At 69.7% G+C, this 24,602-nt stretch carries 20 protein-coding genes and 1 tRNA gene; 5 read left to right on the plus strand and 16 right to left on the minus strand.

What is annotated here, in order from left to right; all coding sequences use genetic code 11:
• Positions 1 to 102 precede the first annotated feature (102 nt).
• On the plus strand, positions 103 to 3,669 hold the full coding sequence (locus tag KY661_RS08295) for a serine/threonine-protein kinase (protein WP_225409690.1): 3,567 nt from the start codon (positions 103 to 105) through the stop codon (positions 3,667 to 3,669).
• Entirely contained in the window at positions 3,666 to 4,541 is an 876-nt protein-coding gene (locus tag KY661_RS08300; RefSeq protein WP_225409691.1) for a methyltransferase domain-containing protein, read from the plus strand. Before KY661_RS08295 ends, KY661_RS08300 begins: the two co-directional genes overlap by 4 nt.
• On the opposite strand, the gene KY661_RS08305 is transcribed toward KY661_RS08300, so the two are convergent.
• The 5 genes from KY661_RS08305 to KY661_RS08325 form a co-directional block, all read right to left on the minus strand.
• Entirely contained in the window at positions 4,525 to 5,340 is an 816-nt protein-coding gene (locus KY661_RS08305) for an SDR family oxidoreductase (protein WP_075006276.1), read from the minus strand. The genes KY661_RS08300 and KY661_RS08305 overlap by 17 nt on opposite strands.
• On the minus strand, positions 5,337 to 6,092 hold the full coding sequence (locus tag KY661_RS08310) for a lysophospholipid acyltransferase family protein (RefSeq protein WP_225409692.1): 756 nt from the start codon (positions 6,090 to 6,092) through the stop codon (positions 5,337 to 5,339). Before KY661_RS08310 ends, KY661_RS08305 begins: the two co-directional genes overlap by 4 nt.
• A complete protein-coding gene (locus tag KY661_RS08315) occupies positions 6,089 to 7,057 on the minus strand; it encodes a 3-oxoacyl-ACP synthase III family protein (RefSeq protein WP_225409693.1) in 969 nt (322 codons plus the stop codon). The genes KY661_RS08310 and KY661_RS08315 overlap by 4 nt, the downstream gene beginning before the upstream one ends.
• Before the next feature lie 25 nt (positions 7,058 to 7,082).
• Positions 7,083 to 7,499, minus strand: a complete 417-nt coding sequence (locus KY661_RS08320; protein WP_225409694.1) for a carboxymuconolactone decarboxylase family protein — start codon at positions 7,497 to 7,499, stop codon at positions 7,083 to 7,085.
• A 106-nt stretch (positions 7,500 to 7,605) separates the two neighbouring features.
• A complete protein-coding gene (locus KY661_RS08325; protein ID WP_225409695.1) occupies positions 7,606 to 9,921 on the minus strand; it encodes a cyclic nucleotide-binding and patatin-like phospholipase domain-containing protein in 2,316 nt (771 codons plus the stop codon).
• 240 nt (positions 9,922 to 10,161) lie between these two features.
• Here KY661_RS08325 and KY661_RS08330 point away from each other — a divergent pair, with 240 nt between their 5' ends.
• Positions 10,162 to 11,916 (plus strand): sigma-54-dependent transcriptional regulator, encoded by a 1,755-nt coding sequence (locus KY661_RS08330; RefSeq protein ID WP_225409696.1) that lies wholly within the window; start codon positions 10,162 to 10,164, stop codon positions 11,914 to 11,916.
• Between the two features lie 6 nt (positions 11,917 to 11,922).
• Here the strand turns inward: KY661_RS08330 and KY661_RS08335 are convergent, their stop codons facing one another.
• The 4 genes from KY661_RS08335 to KY661_RS08350 form a co-directional block, all read right to left on the minus strand.
• Positions 11,923 to 12,729: a hypothetical protein gene (locus KY661_RS08335; RefSeq protein ID WP_225409697.1), complete on the minus strand. Its 807-nt coding sequence runs from the start codon at positions 12,727 to 12,729 to the stop codon at positions 11,923 to 11,925.
• A 138-nt stretch (positions 12,730 to 12,867) separates the two neighbouring features.
• Positions 12,868 to 13,503 carry a response regulator transcription factor gene (locus KY661_RS08340; RefSeq protein WP_225409698.1) on the minus strand — a complete coding sequence of 212 codons (636 nt, stop codon included), beginning with the start codon at positions 13,501 to 13,503 and terminating at the stop codon, positions 12,868 to 12,870.
• Between the two features lie 17 nt (positions 13,504 to 13,520).
• The gene (locus tag KY661_RS08345) at positions 13,521 to 15,128 is read right to left on the minus strand and encodes a hybrid sensor histidine kinase/response regulator (protein ID WP_225409699.1); all 1,608 of its coding nucleotides are present in this window, start codon (positions 15,126 to 15,128) and stop codon (positions 13,521 to 13,523) included.
• Between the two features lie 240 nt (positions 15,129 to 15,368).
• Positions 15,369 to 15,444 (minus strand) — tRNA-Thr (locus KY661_RS08350).
• Positions 15,445 to 15,681: 237 nt separating this feature from the next.
• Here KY661_RS08350 and KY661_RS08355 point away from each other — a divergent pair.
• Entirely contained in the window at positions 15,682 to 17,232 is a 1,551-nt protein-coding gene (locus KY661_RS08355) for a Glu/Leu/Phe/Val family dehydrogenase (protein WP_075006267.1), read from the plus strand.
• Between the two features lie 79 nt (positions 17,233 to 17,311).
• Here the strand turns inward: KY661_RS08355 and KY661_RS08360 are convergent, their stop codons facing one another.
• Complete coding sequence (locus KY661_RS08360) at positions 17,312 to 17,713, minus strand: PilZ domain-containing protein (RefSeq protein ID WP_225409700.1); 402 nt, start codon at positions 17,711 to 17,713, stop codon at positions 17,312 to 17,314.
• A 119-nt stretch (positions 17,714 to 17,832) separates the two neighbouring features.
• Between KY661_RS08360 and KY661_RS08365 the strand changes: the two genes are divergently transcribed.
• The gene (locus KY661_RS08365) at positions 17,833 to 18,468 is read left to right on the plus strand and encodes a DUF6066 family protein (RefSeq protein ID WP_398577160.1); all 636 of its coding nucleotides are present in this window, start codon (positions 17,833 to 17,835) and stop codon (positions 18,466 to 18,468) included.
• A 10-nt stretch (positions 18,469 to 18,478) separates the two neighbouring features.
• Here the strand turns inward: KY661_RS08365 and KY661_RS08370 are convergent, their stop codons facing one another.
• The 6 genes from KY661_RS08370 to KY661_RS08395 all read right to left on the minus strand — a co-directional run bounded on the left by KY661_RS08370 (position 18,479) and on the right by KY661_RS08395 (position 24,557).
• Positions 18,479 to 19,906, minus strand: coding sequence for a trypsin-like peptidase domain-containing protein (locus KY661_RS08370; protein ID WP_225409702.1), 1,428 nt, complete (start codon positions 19,904 to 19,906; stop codon positions 18,479 to 18,481).
• 64 nt (positions 19,907 to 19,970) lie between these two features.
• Positions 19,971 to 20,597, minus strand: coding sequence for a nucleotide exchange factor GrpE (locus KY661_RS08375; RefSeq protein ID WP_225409703.1), 627 nt, complete (start codon positions 20,595 to 20,597; stop codon positions 19,971 to 19,973).
• Positions 20,598 to 20,693: 96 nt separating this feature from the next.
• Positions 20,694 to 20,939 carry an RNA polymerase sigma factor region1.1 domain-containing protein gene (locus tag KY661_RS08380; protein WP_075006344.1) on the minus strand — a complete coding sequence of 82 codons (246 nt, stop codon included), beginning with the start codon at positions 20,937 to 20,939 and terminating at the stop codon, positions 20,694 to 20,696.
• A gap of 96 nt (positions 20,940 to 21,035) precedes the next feature.
• Positions 21,036 to 23,054 carry an ATP-dependent zinc metalloprotease FtsH gene (ftsH, locus tag KY661_RS08385; protein ID WP_225409704.1) on the minus strand — a complete coding sequence of 673 codons (2,019 nt, stop codon included), beginning with the start codon at positions 23,052 to 23,054 and terminating at the stop codon, positions 21,036 to 21,038.
• 161 nt (positions 23,055 to 23,215) lie between these two features.
• Positions 23,216 to 24,190, minus strand: a complete 975-nt coding sequence (locus tag KY661_RS08390; RefSeq protein WP_263436798.1) for a hypothetical protein — start codon at positions 24,188 to 24,190, stop codon at positions 23,216 to 23,218.
• Positions 24,150 to 24,557, minus strand: a complete 408-nt coding sequence (locus tag KY661_RS08395) for a (deoxy)nucleoside triphosphate pyrophosphohydrolase (protein WP_075006261.1) — start codon at positions 24,555 to 24,557, stop codon at positions 24,150 to 24,152. Before KY661_RS08395 ends, KY661_RS08390 begins: the two co-directional genes overlap by 41 nt.
• Positions 24,558 to 24,602 lie beyond the last annotated feature (45 nt).

Raw genomic sequence — 24,602 nt, forward strand, 5'->3', positions numbered from 1 at the left:
CATTCCGGGCACGCCAGGGAGGTTGTCATGTCTCATCGAAGGCGTAGACATGTTTAAATCCCACCGTCCGTGGTCCTTCCTCAGAACGGGATGAGCGCAGTCATGGAAAGCAGCAACGGAGACATCGAAGCGCTCTCGCAAGCGGGCGCGGAGATGGTCGGACGGCGCTACCACATCATGAATGTCGTTGGCCGCGGCGGCATGGGCACGGTGTATCAAGCCCGGGACCGGCTCTCGGGCGTCGTCGCGCTGAAACGGCTGCACCGCTCGGTCGAGGAGATCGCTCACACAACCCTCCGCCACCAACACCACGCCTCTAAGAACACCCAGCCCGACATCGCCCTGGGGCTGGCCGATGAGTTCAAGGTCCTCACGTCCCTGCACCACCCGCACGTCATCAGCGTGCTGGACTACGGGTTCGATGATCAGCAGCGCCCGTATTACACGATGGATCTGCTCACCGGCGCGCGGACCATCACCGATGCGGGCAAGAACCAGCCCCACGACGTGCGCGTGCAGCTGCTGGCCCAGGTGCTCCAGGCGCTGGCCTATATGCACCGCTGGGGGGTCATCCACCGCGACCTCAAGCCCGCCAACGTGCTGGTCGTCGATGGCCAGGTGAAGGTGCTCGACTTCGGCCTGGCGCTGGCCCGCGAGGGGCTGGATCAGCGGCGGACCGTGGGCTCGCCGGGCTTCGTGGCCCCGGAGTTGTTCGAGAAGAAGGCCGCCTCGGCGGCCTCGGATCTCTACAGCCTGGGGATGATCGCCTACCGGCTGTTCGCCATGCCCAGCGGCCTGGGCAAGAACCCGGGGCTGCCCGCGGACTTCGGCGAGAGCCCCGTGGGGCGGTTCCTCCAGAAGCTCAGTGCCCCCAATCTCCACGAGCGCTTCGCCAGCGCCGAGGAGGCCCTCTCCGCGCTGACCGACGCCACCGGCCAGCAGATTCCCACCGAGACGCAGGCCACGCGCGAGAGCTTCCTGCAGGGCGCCCGCCTCGTGGGCCGCGAGCGGGAGCAGGCGTGGATGGAGCAGCTGCTCGACCAGACGCTCACCGACCGCGGCAGCGCGTGGCTCATCGGGGGCGAGAGCGGCGTGGGCAAGTCGCGGCTGCTGGACGAGGTGCGCACCCTGGCGCTCGTCCGCGGCGCCGTGGCCGTGCGCGGCCAGGCGGTGAGCAGCGGCGGAAGCCTGTACCACGAGTGGCGCTCGGTGCTGCGCTGGCTGGTGCTCTGGACCGAGCCGACGGACCACGAGGCCTCGGTACTCCAGCCGCTGGTGGAGGACATCGAGGCGCTGCTCGGGCGGCTGGTGAACGAGGCCCCCGAGCTTGAACCCGAGGCGGCCCAGGGCCGCCTGTTCGCGGTGGTGGAGGATCTCTTCCGGCGGGTGCCGTGCCGCATGGTGCTCATCCTGGAGGACTTGCAGTGGATGCATGCGGAGTCGCTGCGCCTGCTCACCCGCATCGCCGCCATGGCGCGGCACCTGCCCCTGCTCGTGCTCGGCAGCTTCCGGGACGATGAGCGGCCCGGGCTGGCGCAAGAGCTGCCCATGATGGATGTGATTCGCCTGCCCCGGCTCCGGGCGGACGCCATCGCGGTGCTCACCGAGTCGATGATTGGCCCCGCGGGCCGGTCGCCCCAGCTCGTGGAGATGCTGCAGCGCGAGACGGAAGGAAACCCCTTCTTCCTCGTGGAGGTCGTCCGCGCGCTGGCCGAGGAGACCGGACAGCTCGACCGGATCGGCACCACGCCCCTGCCCGCCAAGGTGTTCCCCGGCGGCATGCAGCAGATCATCCAGCGGCGGCTGGACAAGCTGAACTCCGCCGCCCTCGATCTCCTCCGGCTGGCGGCCGTCATCGGGCGGCAGATCGACGTGAAGGTCCTTCGCGCGTGTGCCACCCCCCTGCACATCAACACCTGGCTGGGGGAGTGCGCGAGCGCCGCGGTGCTGGAGCTCTTCGAGGGCCAGTGGCGCTTCACGCACGACAAGCTGCGCGAGGGGGTGCTGGCGAACCTGCCCGCCTTCGCCGAGCCCCTGCTGCACCGCCAGGCCGCGGAGGCCATCGAGTCCGTGTACCCCGAGGCCCAGGACTGGGCCTCCGCGCTGGCGCTCCACTGGGGCAAGGCCGGTGAGCTGGAGAAGGAGGCGCGCTGGTCTCAGCGGGCCGGTGAGCAGGCCCTCGTGGCCTACTCCTGCCTGGAGGCCATCCAGTACCTGGAGCGGGCCCGGACGCTGCGCAAGCCCTCCGAGGGCGATGCGCTGCACCTGTCCGTCACGCAGAGCTATGCGCTGGGCCGCATCGAGGCGCTGCTCGCGGAGGCCACCTTTCAGCTCGGGGACACGGCGCGCTGCTGCGCACATGCCGAGAGCGCCCTGCTCTACTTCGACCGCCATGCGGCCTCCGGAGAGCCGGGCTGGAGCGAAGGCGCCCTGGCGCAGATCATCCAGCGCATGGCCCTGCCGGTGCTCCCCACGGCCTTCGAAACGGGGCCCCTGGAGTTCACCCGGCCCCCCATCGAGGCGGGGCGGCTGCTGCTGCGCCTCACGGAGATCTTCATCTACGCCCAGGACTTCCCGCGCCTGCTCTGGTCCGGGATGCGCATGCTCAGCCTCTACGAGCCGCTCGGCCCTTCGCCGGAGCTGGCCCGCGCGTACGCGTTGATGGCCGTGGTGGCCTCCAGCATTCCCCAGACGCGCCACGTCGCCGAGGCGTGGCTCGCCCGCGCGCTGGAGATGGCCGAGTCGCTGGGCACCCCGGTGGACGTGGCGTTCGTGCTGGCGCGCCGCTCCGTCTGCGGCATGCCCCTGGGGCGCTGGCAGGAGCTCAACGGGTGGCTCCAGCGGGCATTGGCCCTGGCCTCCCAACTGGGGGACTTCCGCCAGGTAGAAGAGGCGTGCGCTATGCTCGCCAACGCGTGCTTCTACAGCGGCCAGTATGTCACCGCCCTCGAGCTGACGGACCAGATGCAGACGTCCGCGCACCGCCGCGGTGCCGTGCAGACCCAGCACTGGGGCGCGATGATCCGCGTGGGCCCCCTGCTGCGGCTGGGCCGCTACGCGCAGGCGGTGGCGAGCATGGAGCCCGAGGTCTCCTGGTTCGAAACCTGCGCCGGCACCTCGGAGCGCATCATGGCCGTGGGCTCGCTCGCGCTGGCCTACCTGCGGATGGGCAACACCTCGCGCGCGCTCGAGACGGCCGCCCGGACGCTGGAGACGCTACACACCCTGAAGCCCGTGGCGTACTGGCTCCAGAGCGGCATCGCCTCGATCGCCGAGGTGTACTTCACCCTCTGGGAGCAGGCCGCAGCCGCCTCCTCACCCGATCAGGAAGCGCTGGCGCAAGGCGCGAGGGCCACGCGGCGGAGCCTGGACACCTTCTCGCAGACCTTCCCCTTCGCCCTGGCCGCCGCCTGGCTCTGCCGCGGCATGGAAGCCTTCCTGTCGGGCAACCCCAGCGAGGCCCATCAAGCCTGGGAGGAGGCCCTGGCCGCCGCGCGGCGGTTCTCCACGCCCTACGAGGAGGGCCTGGCCCACTTCGAGCTGGGCCGTCACCTGCCGCCGCAGGAGGCCGCGCGGCGACACCACCTGCTGCAGGCCCGGGAAGTCTTCTCGGTCCTGGGGGCCGAGGGGGACGTGCTCCGGGTGCAGAAGGAGCTCGACCGCGCATGAACGTCCAGGAGCTGGGCCAGATCGTCTGTCCGGATTGCCGGGGCGCACTCTCCTGGGCAGGGCGGCTGCGCGAAGGCCAGCTTCACCAGGGCCACCTGCGGTGCGAGCGCTGCGGCATGCGGTGGCCCGTGAAGGACGGCCTGCCCCGGCTGTACCGGGAAGAGCAGGTCCGGGGCACCGACCGCTTGATGCGCGTCATCTACGATGGGCTGCCCGCGCTGCATGATCCGATGACCTTCCTGCTGACCCCCGTGCTCCAGGCCACCACCGAGGCCCGGCTGCGCGAGGGGTACCTGCACCGCCTGGAGCTGCGCTCCTTGCGCCCCCGCCCGGACGGCCAGCCCATCCGCCTGCTGGAGATCGGCATCGGCTCGGGCGCCAACCTGCCGCTCCTCGAGAAGGAGCTGCCCCCGGGGCTCGACGTCGAGCTGTGGGGGTTGGATCTCAGCCAGGGCATGCTCCGGGAGTGCCGCAAGCGCATTGCCCGCAGGGGCCACCGGGGGATCCACCTGCTCATGGGGGACGCGCATACCCTGCCCTTCGCGGATCATTCCTTCGACCGGGTGTTCGAGATCGGCGGCGTGGGCGGCTACCACGATCCCCGGCGCGCCCTCGCGGAGATGGCCCGGGTGGCCCAGCCGGGCACCCCCATCGTGGTGGTGGACGAGCAGCTCGACTCCAGCCGGGATTACTCCCTGGCCACGCGCGCGGCGTTCCGGCTGCTCACGTTCTACACCCGGGATGCCCACTGCCCCCAGGAGCTGCTGCCGCCCGGGGCCACCGGCGTACAGGCCGAGCAGATCACCCGCTTCTACTACTGTCTGACTTTCCGGATGGGGGCCGAGCGCCCGCCCCTCACGGCCGTGGGTTGAGCAGCAGGTCCAGCAACTGCAACGTCATGCCGCCCGTGAAGTCGATGGTGGCGCCATTGAACCAGCGGGCCTCTTCGCCCAGGAGCACGGGGACGAAGCGCGCCACCTCCTCCACGGTGCACATCCGGCCCACCGGGTTCAGGTGCTGGTGGACCCGTTCCAGGTGCGCCTGCGCCTCCGGTGAGTAGACGTGCCGGACGGCGGGCGTCATCACCGTGCCGAACTTGAGCAGGTTCACCCGGTGGCCCATCGGCCCCAGCTCCATGGCCAGGTGGCGGACATAGATTTCCAGTGCCGCCTTGGCCGCGGTGATGGCGGCCGTGTTGTGCAGGTGTGACTCGGTCAGGGGATTGGTCAGGCCCAGCAGGAGCGCCTGCGGTGCCAGCAGATCCCTCGCCATCAACGCCTGGGCCCAGTAGACGAGCGAGTGCGCCATGGCGTGGAAGGTGCGTTCCAGCTGCCGGGGGTGGAGCTGATCCTTCTGCCCCGAGACCAGGCGCCCCACCGACCCACTGGCCAGCGAGTGGACGAAGAGCTTCACGCTCCGGGGGCCGGCCTGGGCCAGCACCGCATCGGCCCCCTGGGCCGCCCCTTCGGGGGTGCCCGCGTCCGCCCGGTGCATCACGATGCGGCGGCCCATCCGGGCGATGTCCTGCTCCACCTGGACGGCCTGCTCCAGGTACCGGCCGCGGTGCACGCCGAACACATCGAAGCCCCGCGCCCGGGCGATCTCCTGGGCGATGGCGGCTCCCGTGCCCGAGGAGGCGCCCAGAATGACAGCCCAAGGGCTCGTGCTCATGATGCCTCCCCGTGAACCGCGCGCGCACGGTCCAGAAGCGCCTGCACGGTGCCGCGAACCTCGTGGTGGAGCTGCCGCAGGGCCGCCCGGTCCCCCGGTTCCACCAGGCCCTCCAGGTGCCGGGTGAAGGGCGTGCCCACGTACTGCGTCATCTTCACGGGAAACGGGAGCGAGAAGGGCCACAGCCCCGTCGCGCCCAACCCCAGCCAGACCGGCAACTGCGCGGGGGCCCCCAGGCGCTTGCCGAGCGCATGGCCGTCATTGAGGCCGACATACGCATCGTCCACCCCATTGCCCGCCACGGGCACGATGGGCAGGCGGTACTTGATGGCCATGCGCAGGTAGCCCGTCCGTTCCCCCCAGTCCGTCTGGTACCGGTGGCGGAAGCTCCGGCAGCCCTCCCGGGTTCCCCCGGGCTGGACCAGGATGTGCTCGCCACGCGCCACCGCCTCCGCGAGGGAGCCGTCATCCCCGGTGACGAAGCCCAGGCCGTGGATCCACCACCGCAGCACCCGGTTGTGCTCGAACGCCCCGTGGATGATGCCGTGGGGCAGGTAGCCGAGCCGCTCGTAGAGCTCGACGGTGAGCATGCACTGGTCGAACGCGAGCGGCCGGCCGTGGTAGCCGACGATCAACTTCGCGCCCGGCGCCAGCAGGGTTTCCAGCCCCACGGCCTCGTACCGGTGCCAGGCCCGCAGGGCCCGGAACACCGCCAGCCAGGACGCCAGGGGGGCCCCCCCGGCGTGTCTCATGGGCCCACCCGGTAGAGGAGCGCGCCCTGGGCCACCCCGGCCCCCACGCCCGCCATGAGGATCCGGTCCCCGGGGCGCACGGGCCGCGTCCGCAGCAGGCGGTCCAGGCTGAAGGGGATCGCCGCCGCGCCCACGCTGCCAATCTCCTCCACGACCGGCACCGTCCGGGCTGGATCCACCCCCAGCACCTCGAGGACGGACTGGAACATGGAGCCATTGGGCTGGTGGGGCAGCACCCACTCGATGTCGCCCAGCGCGACCCGGGCCTCTGCCAGCACCGCGTGCGTGGCGCTGGCCAGCGCGTCCAGGGCGATGCGCCGGATCTCCTCTCTCGCGGCGTGGAACTGCACCCGCTCCGGTTGGCCCGTCCGCAGGGGGTGCGCCAGGACCGTGTCCGGGGGCAACGCGCCATTGTTGGACAGCACCGAGCCGAGCAGCCCCTCGCCCTCGCGCGCCTGCCCCAGCACCGCCGCGGCGGCCGCGTCGCCCAGCACCAGGTACGAGCGCGGCGCATCGGGGGCCACCGCCCGGGAGAGCAGCTCCACGGTGACGATGGCCACCGGCCCCAACCCCGTGGCAATCGAGCGGGCCGCGAGATCAAAGGCCGACAGAAAGCCCATGCAGGCGTTGTTGAGATCGAACGCATCGCACGAGCCGGAGAGCCCCAGCGCGGCGGCAACTTGGTTGGCGGTCGCGGGGATGAGGGCATCCCCCCCGGTGGAGTTGACGAAGATGAGCCGGCGCAGCGCCCGGGCCTCCAGCCCCGCGGCGCCGAGCGCGCGGCGCAGCACCTCCGCGCCCACCTCCGCCATGCGGGTCCCTGGCGCGCTCCAGTGGCGCGTGCGAATGCCCGTCCGGGCCTCCACGGTCTGGGGATTCCGGCCCAACGCCGTGGCCAGCTCCTCCGTCGTCACCGTCCGGCCCGGCACGGCGCTCGCCGTGCCCAGGATGCGTACAGGAATCATCACCACCTCCGCCTTGGCACTTCGCTCACGACACGGCAAACCATTGGGCCGTCGCCGCCAGGATCGACGGCGCCTGGGTGTCCCCCCGGGCCACGCATTGCTTCAGGTTCCGGAGCAGCGTCTGGAAGGTGGCGAGCGCGGACGTGTAGCAGGACAGCCCGCCGTACACGCCAATGAGAAAAAGTTGATCAGCGATCTCCTGCACCGACAGCCCCGTCATCAACCCCCAGTAGAGGTGGATGCCCAGGAACCGGCCGTTGCCGTTCATGCGCAGGGCCTGCACGGTGATGAGGATCCGCTCGCGCTCCAGCGGCGTCAGGCTGGAGACCGTCTCCCCGGTGGCCGGTTTCGACTCGGAGAAGAAATAGGAGAGAAACGAGTTCGCATAGCCCTGGATGGGCGGGAACGCGCTGACGAGCGTCTGCCGGGACGGTTCAATCAACCCCTCTGGCCTGAAGTCCCTCCGAAGCGTCTCAAGTTCCGCGAAAGTAAGAATGCCGACGAGCTCCATGATCACGGATGAAGGGTTGGAGCCGCTGTCGCTCACGTCAACCCGCGGCGCTGTTGGGGTCGGCATCCGGTGTCTCCTGAACGGGGGGCGCGGGAACCGCTTCCCGCTGTCTTCGGGTCAAACGCAGCTCGTCCCATTTCTTCTGGATCGTCTCGAGCACGGGCCGCGCCGCAATCCGCGCCTGCTCCAGAATCTCCTGGGAGTGCTCGTAGTCCCAGGGTGAGTAATTCACGAAGGGGCTGTTGAAGATGACATCGGCCATCTGGGCGGACTGCTGTCCCGAGGTATGGAACACGAGGATCATCGAGCGCATGACATCGATGGCGCGCTCGATGGGGTTGAGGCCATGCAGGAACCACCCCACCCGGGTGGGGAACAGGGGCTTCGCGCCCCGGCGCGCCGGCGGCTTCGCCACCCCGTTGACGGCGACGATCAAGCTGGCCCCCCACGTCTTCAGGATGGCCGCGGGGACATTGGCGATGAAGCCGCCATCCACCAGGCGGCGGCCTTCCGCGAAGGCCGGCGAGACCACGCCCGCCAGGGCCCCGCTGGCACGCACGCCCGAGCCCAGGCTCCCCCAGCGCGCGATGTGCACCTGGGCATTCGAGATGTCGGTGGCCACGGGGAAGCAGGGCACCTCCAGCTCCTCCAGGTGGATGCCCCCCATCATGCGATCGACGTACCAGGCAATCGCCTCGGAGCTGATGAAGCTGGCGCGCACCACCCAGGACAGCCGCGGGACTTGCCGCCGCAGCAGCGCCAGCCCCTCGGTTCCCCGGCCGCAATAGAAGGACGCCACCAGGGCGCCAAAGCTCGTCCCGCTGACGAGATCGATGGGGATCTTCCGCTCCACCATGCCCTGGAGGACCACCAAGCCCGCGAGCCCCCAGGAGCCGCCCCCGCCCAGCGCCACCCCGACGAGCCGCCCGGTGATGGCCCGCCCCCAGCGCAGCACGCTGTCACGCTCCTGGGAGGACAGCCCCTCGAACCGCTCCCAGTGCATGTGGCGGCGAGGCTCCAGCCGGAGCCTCACGGTCCCCACCGGATCCGCCCGCGAGACGCGCCGGGGATGGGGGCCCAGCAACACCGTGAACAGGGTGGCGGCCGGCTCGAAGCCCGGCGGCAAGCGCACCTCACCGGAGCCCGTGTGGAGCTGGACCAACTTCCAGACGAGCCTCTCCTCTCGAACCGGTGCGCTCCCATGCCCCCCGCCGCCTGGCCCGGGGAGCCCCTCCCACAGGGAGGGCGCGACCCGGACAAAAAGGTAGTCCCACTCCCGCGTATCGCGCGCCAGGGCGCTCAGTCCTTCGGCGGCGGCCTTCCCATGGGGCGCTTGAACCCGGTGGTGGGTGACCCACCGGCCCTGAGCATCCACGGGGGACGGACACCGCGGCATCCGGACCTCGGGCCCCGGCATGACATCCACGATGAGAATGGCATCCCCATACTCCGTGCGAATTCCCTCCGCCACCCTATCCACCAGGAGCCGGAGCGGTTCCGCGCCCCACTCGTGGACCGCGGCGCTGAAGTCACTCCGGAAGAGGACGAGCTCGGGCAGCAGTCCGCGGGCCCCAGGGGCCTGGCGGGTCCGCGAGGACTCGACCGGCGGATGCGCCAGGAAGGCCACGGCCGCGTGCTCCGAGCGGACTTCGACCCACGCCAGCTCGCTTCCGTCCGGCGGCGTCATCCCCGGGCGGCCGAAGAGGTGGCCTGGAGTGAGGGGGCGCTCGAGGATTCGCTCCGTGAGACTTTCCAGGGGTTCCGCCCCGCGGCGCAGCTCGGCCAGCTCCCCCCGGAGGACCAGGTAGACCCCGTCCCCTGCCCCATCCCGTCCGTGGCAGAGGCGCTCCCCGCGCGAGTAGGTCCGGACTTCCGCCCGATCGAGCAGCTCCACGAGCTGCCGGGCGCGGATGAACCGGAACGGCGCCGTCCTGCGGAGCCTCTCGAAGAACAGGTGTTTCTTCTGCTGAAGCTCCCCGTAACCGCCGAGCAGCGCCTCCAGCTCGGGAAACGCCGCGAGCTGCCCCGGCGCCAGCACCCGGAGCTGGCACGCCGTCTCCGCCACGAGGTGAACAGGAAACAGCCCTTCCTCCGCGGCGAGGCCCGGGCCTGCGGGGTGAACCCAGACATCCCCCGCATAGAGGGATTTGTAAGGGTCCACACTGCCGGGCAGCACCTGGGTCACGGCCACCTCCCCAGACAGGACAATGAGGGCGCGGGGCCCCGGGACGCCCGGCCCTCCGCACCGGATGGACGCGCCCTGTGGGAAGCGCCGCAGCGGGAACACCTCCTCTATGAGATACCGGTGGGCGAGCAACCATGCATTCAGGGCCGCGTGGCGTGGAGAAGCCATCTCCGGCTCCCCCCGTTCTCGAGGCGGCCCGCCGTCGAGCTCGATCATCGCTCGCCACTCCTTGTGGGCCCCGCGTCTCGCTGCTGGACCCAGACGGCTTTTCTACTACGGACCCGATGCACACGGCCCCGGGGTCCGGGATGCACCACCCACGGTGCTTTCATCACGCCAGGGGGCTCTGCCAGGATGAAAAAAGGCAGAGAACAGGACGCCCGGGATTCCCTGGGTTTGGATGACGGCATGCAAGAGGATTTGTCCTCGTTGGTGGTGGCGCTCTCAAAGGCGGGAGACTTCGAGGATGCAGCGGCACGGACGTTGAGCAGCTTGATGCGCCTCACGGAGGAGGAGATCGCCACCAGCCGGTACAAGAACCACGGCAAAGTACTCCGAGGCATGGTGCACCTGCGGCGCTCGGGAGGATACCTGCGCCTGGCCATTCTGGAACAGGGGGCCGCCGCGGTGAAATCGGCCGGAGGTGCCATGGAAGCCCCCAGTCTGGTGTCGGCGACCGCGTGGCACTCGGTGGTGCAGCACAACTGCCCGGTCTTCATCGACGCCATCCTGGGCACCTTGCGGCCCTACTCCCCCCAGGACACGGAGCGCCTGGAGGAGCTGCTGCCCGGAGGTTTCGGAAGCCAGGAGAGCCGGCAGAGCTTCCTGAGCCGGCAGGCCTCCCACGTGTGCGTCATCCCCCTGCGGACGCCGGGCTCGGGCATCGGCGGGATGATCTCCCTGGAGGCCGACTGCCCGCCCGCCATGGGCCAGGACTTCGTCTGGCGGGACTGTGTGGACCGGCTGCAGTTGGTCGCGGAGATCGCCGCGCCCTACCTCACGGGTCTCCCCTTCCCTCCCGCCCCCCAAGCGGAAGTGGACGAGTTCATGCCGGTCATCGGCACGTCCATGGCCAACCTGCTGCCCATCCTCGGCGTCTTCTCCCAGCAGGAGGAGAGCATCCTCATCAGCGGGGCCACCGGCGCGGGCAAGTCCCGGCTGGCCCGCTGGTGCCATGCGCGCTCGAACCGCCGCGCGGGCCCCTTCGAGGTGCTGGACTTGATCTCCGTGCCCGAGGACCTCCAGATGGCGGAGCTCTTCGGCTGGAAGCGCGGGGCCTTCACGGGCGCGGTGCGCGACAGCGTGGGCAGCCTGGGCCGGGCGGAGGGCGGCACGCTCTTCATCGATGAGATCGACAAGCTGTCCATGAAGGCCCAGGCCGGCCTGCTCCGGGTGCTGGAGGAGCGGACCTACCGGGTGCTGGGCGATGGGACGGGAGACCGCTCGGCGGACGTGCGCTTCGTCATCGGCACGAACGTGGACCTCCGCGAGGCGGTGCGCGCGGGGCGCTTCCGCGAGGACCTCTACTACCGCATCAACGTGCTGCCGCTGCGGGTGCCGCCGCTGGACGAGCGCCGGGACGAGATTCCGAAGTGGGCGGAGTACATGGTGAACCGCCGGCACCGCGAGCAGTTCCCCTCGGGGCAGGCGCGGCTGTCTCCGGAGGCCGAGCAACGGCTGAGCAACCGCTCCTGGCCCGGGAACCTGCGGCAGCTCGACAACATCATCCGCCGGGCCTACACGCTGGCGATGGTGGAGTATGGGGCCTCGCCGGAGCTGTTGCTCAAGGAGGGCCACATCTCCCGGGCCCTCGAATACGAGGAGGCCACGGGCGAGCCGGTGGTCCCCCGCGGAGAGCCTCTGTCCCTGACGGAGGCGATGCGCGAGGTGGCCACGGCCTTCATCGCGGAGGCCCGGCGCCGGGGCACCCCGCTGGATCTGGGGCTGACCGAGGCCCTCACGGGCGTGGTGCTGGGCCAGGCGGTCCAGGAGCTGGGCCGGGAGGAGGCCTTCCGGCTGCTGGGGCGCGAGAACCTCCTGAAGAACCGCAACCACCACAAGGTGCTCAAGCGGGAGCTGGAGAAGGTGGAGGCCCTGTACAAGGAGCTGACGGGAAGCAGCTCGCCGTTCAGCGGGCTGCTTCCCGACGAAGAGCCGGGCTGAGCCCCCTCACGGCAGGAGCCCCTCCTCCACGGCTCGCCACAGGGCCCTGCCGAGCACCTCCAGCCCCTCCGCGGTGTCGAGGCGCGTCTGCGACGTCTTGCCCATCTGCACGTGCGTCTCCCCCCCCACGAACGCGGGAAGGGGCCGCCGCCCGAGCCGCAGCAGCCGCTCGTCGTAGAAGGCCCCCGGGGTCTTGTCCTTGAGCAACCGCGCCACGGCGGCCATGTTGGCGATGCGCGTGGGCTGCATCGCGGCCCCCAGGAACGCGAAGTCGAGCCCGCGCTCGCGCAGCACCACCTGCTGCCCCCCCTTGCCGTACAGGAGGATGACCTGCTCGGTCTCCTCTTGCTGGGAGCGCACGGTGTGCTCCTCCTTGCGGGACATCTTCAAGCCCTGGGTGGCGATGGCCGTCGAGAGGGAGAACTTCGCCTTCTGCTGGAGGACCGCGCTCTCGGAGCGGACCGTGCTCGCGCCCCGGAAGAGCGCCGAGACCTCGGCCCACGCCAGCGGGAGCGCCGTCCCCTCGCGTGACTGGAAGACGGCGCCCGTGGGCCCCAGGGTGGCGGTGCGCGCCACGAGGCGCTGGCCCGGGGCGTGCTCCGCCCCGTCCACCCCGAGCACGGCCAGCCCGGCCTGGCGCAACCGGGCCACGAGCTGGGAGGCCGCCTCGGGCATGAGGCTCGCGAGGATCGACGGCGGCTCGGGGGCCAGACGGATGCGGGCCTCCGCCAGGGTCAAGCCCAGCACACCGCCCAGCACGCTGGCGGCGGCCTCCAGATCTTTCGGCGTCCGCACACACGCGACGAGGTGCATGGCCCCACCCTACCCCTTCGCCGTCACGCCAGCTCGAAAAGCAGGGCCTCCATCACCACACGCTCAGGTGCCTGTTTGACATGCGAAGTGTTGAGCCATGGAGGAGCTTGCCGTCCTGGCGCACCAGGAGCGCTGACGTCAGAGCCACCCGTGCGCGGAGGCGAAGTGCGCCACGTCGGCACGCGTCTTGAGGCCCAGCTTCACCATTCCCCGCTTCTTGTGCCGTTCCACGGCCACCGCATTGAGCTTGAGCGTGGAGGCGATCTGCTTCAGGGGATAGCCTTGCGCGAACTGCTTGAGCACCTCCGCCTCCTCGGAGGTCAACACGGAGGCATCGGCCAGGACACTGTCCAGGCTGGCGGCGCCACCGGTCTTGCCCGCGATGCTTCTGTCCAAGTACCGCTCCCCGGCGGCCACCCGCCGGATGGCGTCCAGCAGGTCCATGGAACTCGTGCTCTTGGTCGCATAGCCATCCGCGCCCATGGAGAGCATCCGGCTGGCGTGGTCCTCATCCTCGTGCGCGGACAGCGCGAGGATCTTCATGCGGGGCACCGCGCGCTTGAGCTGCTGGGCCACCTCGATGCCTGGCATGCCTGGCATCGACACATCCAGGAGCGTCACATCCGGTGTCAGCCGCCTCGCCTGGGCGATGGCTTCTGACCCATCGGCGGCCTCGGCGATGACTTCCATGTCCTGCTGCCAATCAATGACGCTGCGAAGCGTGCTGCGCATCAAGGAATGGTCATCGACCACGAGAACTCGGAGCTTCACCATCGTGCGCTCTCCTGCGCTCAGCGTGCCGCAGCGGCCGCGAGCCCGGACAGGAGCTGGCTTAGCCGAGAGGGCTCCACGGATTTGGGGATGTAGAGCTGGAAGCCCGCCGCCAACACGCGCAGCTTGTCTTCCTCGCGCATGTGGGCGGTGTATGCCGCCGCGCGGATCCGCGCAGAGGGCCCTGGCATCGCACGGATCCGGTGGATCAGGCTGTAGCCGTCCTCACCGGGCATCGCGATGTCGCAGAGCAGCACATCGAAGACACGGCCACGCAGCGCCTCCAGGGCCGCCGCCGCGCTCGACACGGCCTCCACGCGCGCGCCCTGCGACTCGAGCACGGCCTTCAGCCCCTGCCGCGTCAGCAGCTCGTCCTCGACGACGAGAATGCCGACGTCGGCCAGCCCGGGCCCTTGCCCGGCCTGCGCCGGGGGCTCAGGGGGCGCGTCCTCGTCGAACGCGTAAGCGGGCATCCACAACCGGAAGACCGCTCCACGGCCCACGCCCGGGCTCTCCCCCGAGACCCACCCTCCGTGCAGCTCGACGATCCGCCGCACGAGCGAGAGGCCCAAGCCCAAACCGCCCTGGGTGCGGCTCGGGCCTTCTTCCTCTTGCCGGAAAGGAGCGAAGAGATGCGGCTGGAAGTCCGGCGCGAACCCCTGCCCCGTGTCCTGGATGGACAGGAGCGCGCCCTGGGCCGCGCCTTCGAGGCGCACGGTGATGTGTCCCCCGGGCCCGGTGAACTTCACCGCGTTGCTCAGCAAGTGGGAGATGGCTTGCTGGAGCCGCTTGGAATCCGCATTCACCAGCGGCGGGTCTTCTTGGATGACCTCCACGTGGAGGCCCTTCTGCTGGGAGGTGGGGCCCATGAGCTTCACCGCCGCGGACACGGGCTCCATGAGCTCACAGACATCCCGCATCAGCCCGAACGTCCCCTTCACCGCCCGGGACATGTCGAGCAGGTCGCGCACCAGCCGGGACTGCGCCTGTTCCGCCTGCGACAGGGCCTCGAGCGCGCCGTTCAACCGGCCCGGATCGCTCTTGAGGAACTCGATCCACAGCCGCATCGCCGCCAGGGGCGTGGCGAGCTCATGCGACAGCCGGGAGAGGAACGCATCCTTGAGCGCGGACTCACGCAGTGCCGCCTCGGCGCGGGCGCGCTCCACCTCCAGCCAGATCCGCTCGCTGGCCTCGCGGATGAGGTGAACCTCGGCCTCCGTCCAGCGCCGGGGCATCGCGCAGCTCACGCCGAGGATCGCCGCGAGCTGCCCGAGCTTGAACAGGGGCACTCTGACGGAGGCGCGGATACCGGACTGCCGGAACTCCTCGCGCAAAGCGGTGCCCTCGGGCCACGCCTCGCTGTCCTCCACCCGGTGAATCTGTCCAGCGCGGTAACCGGCCCCGCCGCAGCTGTCGCTGATCCCGCAGGAGCCCTTCAGCTCGGGAACCGAGCCATCCGTCCAGCTCCACCAGACCGTTGCGCCCTCGCCCCGCTCGTTCACGGTGCAGCAGGTGACGCGATTGGCCCGCAGGTGCGTCCCGAGCAGCTGCGTGCCAGCCGCCGTGATCGCATCGGGCCCCTCCAGGTTCCGCAACCGGGCGCTGAGGGCCTGCAGAAGGGCCTGCATCGCTTGCGGCTCGAGCAGAACGTCTTCAGCGGGCGACACGCTGGAGGTTTCCATCGGATCATGGATACCCCAGCGGCACTTTTTCGCCCAGAGTGAGAGTCCCGGAACTCATGAAACTGGACTGTAGGACAGGGCGTGAAACGAGAGGCCGTACGCCCGGCCCCTGGTTCGCGCGGGGGCTCAGCACCAACAAAAAGGGCCGGCTGCTCTCGCAACCGGCCCTCAAGCCTTTGATTTTTTTGGAGCCGACATCCGGATTTGAACCGGAGACCTACTGATTACGAATCAGTTGCTCTACCAACTGAGCTATGTCGGCGCGCGGCGTGGCGGGGCGAATACCATGCACTTTTCCACAGGGCAACCGGTTTTGATCGCACGCGCCTGCCCGCCCTCTTGCCGCTTCCCATTCGTGACACGGCGCGTTGCCTAAGTGCCCGACATTTCACGTGTTTTTGGCATGAAATCGTTATGGGGGCGATTGATTCCCCCGTGCGCCTGTGCTCATAACCGCCCCCAGCAGCACGCTTCGCCCTCACGCAAGGAGCACATTCCCATGGCCAGCGAAGAGAACTTCATGCGCGCCCCGGCCCGTTCCCCCAAGCGCACCGTCTACACGGAGGCGATGGAGATCTTCGACCGCGCCGCCGATCTCATCGGCCTCGACAAGCGCGTCCGGTTGGAGCTCGAGGAGCCCGACTACGAGCACATCTTCTACGTCACCACCAAGCTGAAGGACCGCCTCGTCCCCCTGTCCGCCCAGGAGAGCAAGGACTTCTCGGACCTGTCCGTCACGCAGGTGCGCAACCCCGAGGGCCTGGAGCGCCTGGCCGATGGGAAGATCATCCTCAACGGCCGCGCCCTGCTGGGCTCGGACGTGGCCATCCGCCGGGGCCACCTGCGGCTGCCCGATGGGGGCGTGTACCAGCTGGTGCCCGGCGAGTCCCAGCGCTTCAAGGCCTACCGCGTTCAGCACAACCAGGCCCGGGGCCCCTATAAAGGAGGCATCCGCTACCACCGCGAGGTGTCGCTGGACCTGTTCAAGGCCCTGGCCGCGGAGATGACGTGGAAGACGGCCATCTCCGAGGTTCCCTTCGGCGGCGGCAAGGGCGGCATCCAGATCGATCCGCGCCAGTACGGCAAGGAGGAGCTGGAGAACATCACCCTGCGCTTCATGTACAAGCTCAAGAACCTCATCGGGCCCAACATCGACATCCCCGCCCCGGACGTGGGCACCAACGGGGAGATCATGGCGCTCATGTACCGCCAGTACTCGGACGGTGAGCGCGAGCGCCACCACCTGCGCGGCATCGTCACCGGCAAGGACGTGCGCATCGGCGGCTCCGAGGGCCGCGCCAAGGCCACCGGCCAGGGCGTCGCCTTCTGCATCGAGGACTACTACGCCGACCGCGGCGAGTCCGTGAAGGGGAAGACCTTCCTCCTCCAGGGCTTCGGCAACGTGGGCAGCCACGGCGCCGCCATCCTCTCCAACATGGGCGCCCGCCTCCTGGCGGTGAACGACGCCGACGGCACCATCTTCAACGGGGATGGCATCGACGTGACCGCGCTCACGGCCTACGTGCAGGACCCGAAGAACCTCAAGCGCAGCGTCCTGGGCTTCCCCGGCGCCCAGCGCATCGAGAAGAAGGACCTGTGGGACATCCCGGCGGACATCCTCTTCCCGGCCGCGCTCGGCGGGGAGATCACCGCGGAGGTGGCCGAGCGGCTCAAGGTCAAGCTCATCGCCGAGGGCGCCAACGGCCCCACCACCCCTGACGCCGACCGCGTGCTCCTCAAGCGCGGCATCGATCTCATCCCGGACATCATCGCCAATGCCGGCGGCGTGACGGTGAGCTACTACGAGTGGATCCAGAACAAGCGCATGGAGCGCTGGAGCGAGGCCGAGGTGGATCAGCGCCTCGAGCGCGCCATGAAGCGCAACTACCGCATCATCCGGGACATCTCCCGCAACCAGCCGCGCAAGACCGAGATGCATGACAGCCGCGCGTACTGCATCGGCAAGACGGTGGACCCGCGCTGCGCCGCCATGATTCTCGCGCTCAAGCGCATCGAGGCCCACTACCTCCTCGAGGGCTTCTCGCAGTAGGCCCGCCCCGCCGCCACGCGCGGCCCGGGGGTGGCTTCGGGGGCACGGTCCGCCACGCGGGGCCGTGCCCTTCGCCGTTTCAGTGCATCACCCGCTCGCGGTCCACCAGCAGCAGGGGCGCGTCATCCTGCGTCTCGTAGGCCACCACGCGCAGCCCCACGCCCCGGCTGTTGCCCTCGCGCCCATCCTTGCGCCCGTAGGCCAGCGCCACCTGGTAGCGGACCTCGCACAGGCACGTCATCTCCGTGCCGTCCTCACCCGCAAAGGTGACCTTCAACTTCTCCCCCAGCGGCATCGGCTCCCGCGTCTCCACGAACATGCCCCGGGCGCTGATGTTGCGGCCAATGCCCCGCGTCATCCCATCCCGCGTGCTCAGGTACACCGTGAAGACCTTGTCGAAGCGAAGGTTTGAGCGCCGTTCTTCCACGAGAGATGCCTCCCAGAGGGGGTTGGATGCGCTCAACCTACATGGTGGTTTCATGTAGTCAAAATATCCACCCTGGTACACCTTGACGCACCCTGTCGCGTGGGCCCCTGGGGCCCCCGGGGCCCGGTATCATGGGAGGGCGTCCCCCTCCCCTTTCCTGGAAAGTCCGCGCCGTGATCCGCCGCCTCCTGTGCCTCGTGCTGCTCTTGCCCGCGTTCGCCCACGCGGATGTGGATCCCCGCTTCGCCCGGCTGAGGGACACGGCCGAGCCGCTGGGGGGCCTGGGGGCCTTCCTGGATCGCTACATCGGGGAGTGCGGAAGCCTGTTCGCCTCGTCGGACTGCCGCACCAAGGCGGATGCCTTCCGCAAGCACTACCGCGGCAAGCGCATGTACATGATCGTCACCGAGGAGGTGGCCACCATGGTGGCCCCCGGTGCCTACCAGCCGAACACCGGCCACTTCTCCGTCCACATCACCCCCGTGTTCCCCGGGGGCCGCTACGCCCTCACCGACGGCACGCCCAAGAAGACGGACGAAGAGGGCACCCCGCTCGTGCCGGCCCTCACCGTGACGGGGACGTCGCCCCGGGGTTGGAACGGCGGCGTGTTCTCGCGGCTGTTCTCCTCCCAGGGGGTCCGGGTCCAGGTCATCTTCACGCCGATGGACATCTGGACCCTGAGCAAACCCAACGGGGGAAAGGCGTTCGGGGTGGCCGCGCGCATCGAGGCCATCCTCGTCACCGAGGGGCGCACCGGCCAGGAGCTGGGCCTGTGGCTCGAGGGCAAGGACGCCCCCAAGAAGAAGTAGGCGCTGGCCCTCAGGGGGCCAACGCCAGGTACTGCTGCACATCCCCACGCTGCACCCGGAGGAGCACGTTCGTGCCGCCCCCGTTGCCCCTCTCCAGGGTGGCGCGCACGCCGGCCACGTCCTTCACACGCCGCCGGTTCACCTCGGTGATGACATCCCCGGCGGTGACGCCCGCCTGGGCCGCGGGGCTGCGCGGCACCACCCCGGTCACGAGGGCCCCCGAGTACGCGGTGTGGCCCAGGGCGGAGGCCACCTCCGGGGACAGGTCCTTCAGCACCAGCCCCAGCTCGTCCACGTTGCCGGGGCCCGCCAGGGCCTGCAGGGTCTCCGGCGCCGGGCGCGCGGCCAGCTTCACCGCCACCTCCTGCCGGGTGCCGCCGCGCATCAGCGTCAGCTTCGTCTCCGTCCCGGGCGCCAGCAGCGCCACCTTGCGCATCAGCTGAAGGTAGGAGTCGATGGCCTTGCCGTTGACGGCCAGCACCTGGTCTCCCGCGCGGATGCCGGCCTCGGCCGCCGGGCTGCGGCGGTACACGTGCTTCACCACCAGGTAGCGCTCAGGCTGCCCGGGATGCGCATCGTCCACGTTCAGCCCCAGCCACCCGCGCTCCAGCCGGCCGTTCTCGCGCAGGTTGGGCAGCAGGTCCTTCACCAGGTTGATGGGCACCGCGAAGCCAATGCCCTGCCCCTGGCTCATGATGGCGGTGTTCACCCCCACCACCTCGCCGCGCATGTTGAACAGCGGCCCCCCGGAGTTGCCGGGGTTGATGAGCGCATCCGTCTGGATGAAGTCATCGAACACATCCACGCCCAGCACGCGCTCCTTCGCGGAGATCATCCCGTGCGACACGGAGTGGTCCAGCCCGAACGGGTTGCCAATGGCCACCACCCAGTCCCCCACCTCCAGGCGGTCGGAGTCTCCCAGGTACACCGCCGGCAGCGGCGTGGACCCGACGCCCCGCAGCCTCAGGAGCGCCACGTCCGTGGAGGCATCCCGGCCCACCACCTCGGCGGGAAACTCACGGCCATCCGCCAGCCCCACGTCGATGCTCTGCGCCCGGGCGACGACGTGGTTGTTGGTCACCACCAGGCCATCCGGGGTGAGCACGAAGCCGGAGCCCGTCGAGCGCCCCGCCACCCCGGTCCGCGACGGGGCGTTCAGGGTGCTGATGCGCACCACGCTCGCCTCCACCGCGCGGATCAGCGGCGCCAGGGACGAGGGGGGAACGAAGTCGGGAATGTCCGGGTTTTGGGACGCGGGCCGCTCCCGCCAGAGCGCCAGCGCGCCCGCCTCCGAGCGGTGCTCCTGCTTCGCCATCCACACGGCGTGCTCGCGCGCCCGGGCCTGAAGCCAGGGGTTCAGCCCCCCTTCCGCCTGGGCAGCGGTGACGAATGCCAGGGAGAACAGCAGGCACCAGGCGGGGAGCGAGGAAGGGAGCATGAGAGGGCGCATGACGGCAGGGGAAACAGCCACCCCTCCCGCCTATTTCCCTCTGGGCAGCAGGTCAAGCCTGTGCGGGCGGCACGTACTTGGCCACCTTCACCCGGGCCGGCCGGATGATGCGGTCCTTGAGCCGGTACCCGGCGCGAATCTCCGCCACCACGCGCTGATCGTGGTCCTCCTGGGGGGTGATTTCCATGTCCGCGGCCTCCGCGGTGTTGGGATCATACGTCTGCCCTACCACCTGGATGCGCTCGATGCCCGAGGACTGCACCTTGGCGAGCAGCCCGTCGCGGATCATCCGCACGCCCTGCCCCAGCGAGGAGTTCGCCTCCGCGCCGCTCATGGACAGGCACCGGTCCAGCTCGTCGATGGCCTCCAGCACCGTCACGGCCACGTTGCCGCGCTCCACGTCGATCATCCGCTCGCGCTCGCGGGTGAGCCGCTGCTTGAACTCCTCGCGGTCCTTGTCGAGCGTCTGGTAGGCCCGCGCCAGCTCGTCCAGGCGGCGCCGGGTGGCCTCCAGCTCGGTCTCCAGCCGCTGCCGCTCCGCGTCGCCCGGGGCCGCCGCCTCGGGCTCCTGCTGCGCGGCCGCCTCCTCCGGGGGGGCCGAGGCTTCCGTGGTGGCCGGTTGCGTGGACTCCCCGGCAGGGGCTTGCTCGTGCTTTCCGTTCTGGGTGTGGCCGTTCATGTCGAACCTGCGCCGAGTATGGGTGTCGTCGAATTCCTACATCGCTGAACAGGCCGAACCTAACCGGCAGCCCCGGCCTGTCAACGCGCGACCCCACTAATGCTCGGAGGGCGCGGACTCGTGCTCCTGCAGGAACCCGTGGTCCACCTGCCCGGTCACCTCGTCGATGATTTCCACCTGCGCGGCGCGCAGCGAGTAGTACAGCAGCCAACGCTCCGCCGCGGTGAGCGTGCCCGAGGGCAGGGCCTCTTCGATTTCCTGCACCGTGAGCCGCCCATCCCTCAGCCCCTTGGCGAACAGCGCTTTCCGGGCCATGTAGCTCTTCCCAATCCTGTTCTCCACGGAAGCCACCTCCTCTTCATTCCAAGCTAATCCGTCCCCGAAAATGCCGCAGGGGGCCCGGACAACAGGCCCCCTGCGTGCTCCTCAAGCAAGCGATCAGACGTCGCGCGTTCCCTGGGCGTGCTGGGTCGGCGGCGCGCCCTCCTGGTTCTCGGTCGGGTGCGCGGAGACCACCTGGCGCGCCTCCGGGTGCAGCAGCCCCCGGTCCGGCACCACCTTGGGCCCCAGGAACACGGCCATGGCCTCCTCTTCGATGACCTCGGTGGCCAGCAGCCGGGCCGCCAGGGCGTGCACCTTGTCCCGGTGGGTGGAGAGCACCTCGCGGGCCCGGTCGAGCGCCTCGCTGACCAGCTTGTTCACCTCTTCATCCACCATGCGCGCGGTCTGCTCGGAGTAGGTCCGCGTCTCGGGCAGCCCCGCCGAGCGGAGGAACCCAGGGCCATGGTCCGCGCCGAGCGCCACCGGGCCCAGCGAGCTCATGCCGTAGTCCCGCACCATGGCCCGGGCGATCTCCGTGGCCTGTTTGATGTCATTCGAGGCACCGGTGGAGATCTCCCCGATGAAGAGCTCCTCCGCGGCGCGGCCGCCCATCATCCCCGCCATCTTGTCGCGCAGCTCCTCCAGCGACATGAGGTAGCGGTCCTCCAGCGGCATCGACATGGTGTAGCCCAGCGCCGCCAGGCCGCGCGGGATGATGGACACCTTCGTCACCCGCTCCGCGTGGGGCAGCATCCAGCCCACCACGGCGTGTCCGGCCTCGTGGTGCGCGACGATCTCCTTCTCGCGCTCGTTCATGCGGCGGTTCTTCTTCTCCAGGCCCGCCACCACGCGCTCGATGGCCTCCTCGAAGTCCGCCCGCGTCACCGCGTCCCGGTTGCGCCGCGCCGCCAGGAGCGCCGCCTCGTTCACCACGTTGGCCAGGTCCGCGCCCGCGAACCCCGGGGTGCGCGACGCCAGCCCCTTGAGGTCCACGTCGGGCCCGAGCTTCACCTGGCGGGAGTGGATCTCCAGCACCCGCTCGCGGCCCCGTCTGTCCGGCCGGTCCACCAGCACCTGGCGATCGAAGCGGCCCGGCCGCATGAGCGCGCTGTCGAGGATCTCCGGACGGTTGGTGGCCGCCAGGATGATGAGCCCCGCGCGCCCATCGAAGCCGTCCATCTCCGCCAGCAGCTGGTTGAGCGTCTGCTCGCGCTCGTCATGGCCGCCGGCCACACCCGCGTTGCGGCTCTTGCCGATGGCATCCAGCTCGTCGATGAAGATGATGCACGGCGCCTTGGCGGTGGCCTGGGCGAAGAGATCTCTCACCCGCGCGGCGCCCACGCCCACGAACATCTCCACGAACTCGGAGCCCGAGAGGTTGAAGAAGGGCACCCCGGCCTCGCCCGCCACGGCGCGCGCCAGCAGCGTCTTGCCCGTACCCGGAGGGCCCACCAGGAGCACGCCCTTGGGGATGCGGCCGCCCAGGCGGCGGAACTTCTCCGGCGTCTTGAGGAACTCGACGATTTCGCGCAGCTCGTCCACGGCCTCATCCACACCGGCCACGTCCTTGAAGCCCACGCCGGTGTCCGACTCGGCCTGCACCTTGGCGCGCGTCTTGCCAAAGCTCATCACGCTCTGCGGCCCCTGGCCCATGCCGCCGGCCACCCGGCGCATCATGAAGCTCCAGAAGAGCAGCACCAGGCCCATGGGGATGAGCCAGATCCACAGCACATCCGAGAAGCCCGACTGGGGCACCGCCTCGTACTGGACGCCCTTCTGCTCGAGCAGATCCACGAGCTTGTCGTCCCCGGGCACCCGGTAGGCCATCCACGGCAGCGAGGGCAGCTCGCCCCGCAGCGCCCGCTCCTCGCCCTGTGGCTGCGCGGGCGGGGTGGCGGTGTTGTCCTTCAGGCTTCCCTTCACCCACTCGGGGGACACGTAGACCCGGTTGAACTGTCCATTTTCCACCGCTTGGCGGAACTGGCTGTAGCTGACACGGCGCACACCCGCGTCCTGGAAAACTTGGCGGAACAGCAGGAAGCCCAGCACCAGCAGCAGGATGTAGCCCAGCGGAGAGCCGAGCTTGAATCCTCTGTTTGACGCCGGCTTCTCAGGCTTCTTGGGCCCTTTGCCCATTCCAGAAGGTGTTGGTTCCTGCTTCATCGTCGGCACGCTCGCCCCTCCCCCGGGGCCTTGCCCATGTGGCAAGGCATCACACCTGCGGACCAAAGATGGTCACCTTCGTCGGTCCGTCAACCCGAGCGCTGTGTCCCCCTTGTCAACGTGTCAACGGGCTGTCATCGGCACGAAGTGCGATAGAGCGGTTGCCCTGTGAACTCCGAGCCCAGCAAATAGCCGTTTCCATCGGCCAGGAACGCGATGGCCTCGGCTTGGGCCTGACTGGCGCCGGGAACCTCCACCACCTGGCCTTCAAGGAAGTCTCCGAGGCCCTGGGCCTGTGGCATCCGCACCTCCCACACGCGCGTGTAAGTGCGAAGCAGCAAACGCTCTCCGGAGGGGTGCAGCGACGCCCCCGTCGTCATGCGGTCCATCTCCGAGGGGGCCTGGAACGTGCCCAGCCGGGTGGCCCGGCCCGTCTGTCCCGGGGCCAGCCCCTCCAGGAGGTAGAGGTGGCCCAGCGACTCCAGGGTCTTGGTGATGACGGCCAGCTGGCCCGTGCTCGGATTCATGATGAGCGCCTCGGCATTGTGGTGCCCATCCGGGTACACGAACGCCAGCGGCTCGACGGAGAGGCGGGCATCGGCCAGCTGCTCGGGCTCCGGCAGCCGGAGCAGGCGCACCTCTTCCCGGCTCAGCAGGTTGTCGCCGATGTCGGCCAGGTAGATGCAAGAGGCGGCCCCCGGCCGGGGCTCACAAGGCCCCACGGCGACGTCCTCGATGTCGCGCGGGGTGGCCCCCGTGAGCGTGAGGGTGGCCAGCCGCTTGCCCGTCTCGTCGATGGCATAGAGGTGGAAGCCATTGTCCGAGTCGTTGTGGGCCCAGAAGGCGCCGGGGTGGCGCGTGCTGGCGGCCAGCCCCGACAGCTCGGGCAGCTCCGGGGGCACGGCGCCGGTGCGCTCGGGTACTCCGTACAGGAGGCAGCCGGGCAGGCCTTCCGCGGGGGGGCCCTGGGGCGGCACGCCCGCGTCCGGGGCGGCCGGAGGGGGCGGCTTCGAGCTCGAGCAGGCCGCAAGAAGGCCCACGAGCAGCCACCCCGCCAGGCGGCCCACGTCAGGTGTCCAGATCGAGCAGCTTCGCCAGGGTCCGCGCATCCGCATCGGGGAACCGGTAGTTGGACATTTCCTCCAGCAACACCCAGCGGTGGTCATGCACGCGCAGGTGCCGAATGGGGGCTGCCGGGTTGCTCAACTTGCAGCGGAAGACGCGGAAGTCGATGTCATAGGACGGGTACTCGTGGCGGGTGTGCATCGCCTGCTCGAGCACCACGACGGCGACGCCCATCTCCTCTTGGATTTCCCGCGCCAGGGCCTCGGGATCCGTCTCGCCCTCCTCCACGCGGCCTCCGGGAAACTCCCAGAGCAGGGGCAGCGAGGCCTTGGGCGGACGCTGGGTGATGAGGTAGCGCCCTTCTTCGTTCTGAAGCATCGCGCCGACGACGCGGATCTGACGGCGATCCATCCACGGCTCCTGTCAATCGAGAGACGGGTCGGCGTAACACAGCGG

This window comes from Allostigmatella hybrida (genome assembly GCF_020103775.1).
Lineage (GTDB): Bacteria > Myxococcota > Myxococcia > Myxococcales > Myxococcaceae > Hyalangium > Hyalangium aurantiaca.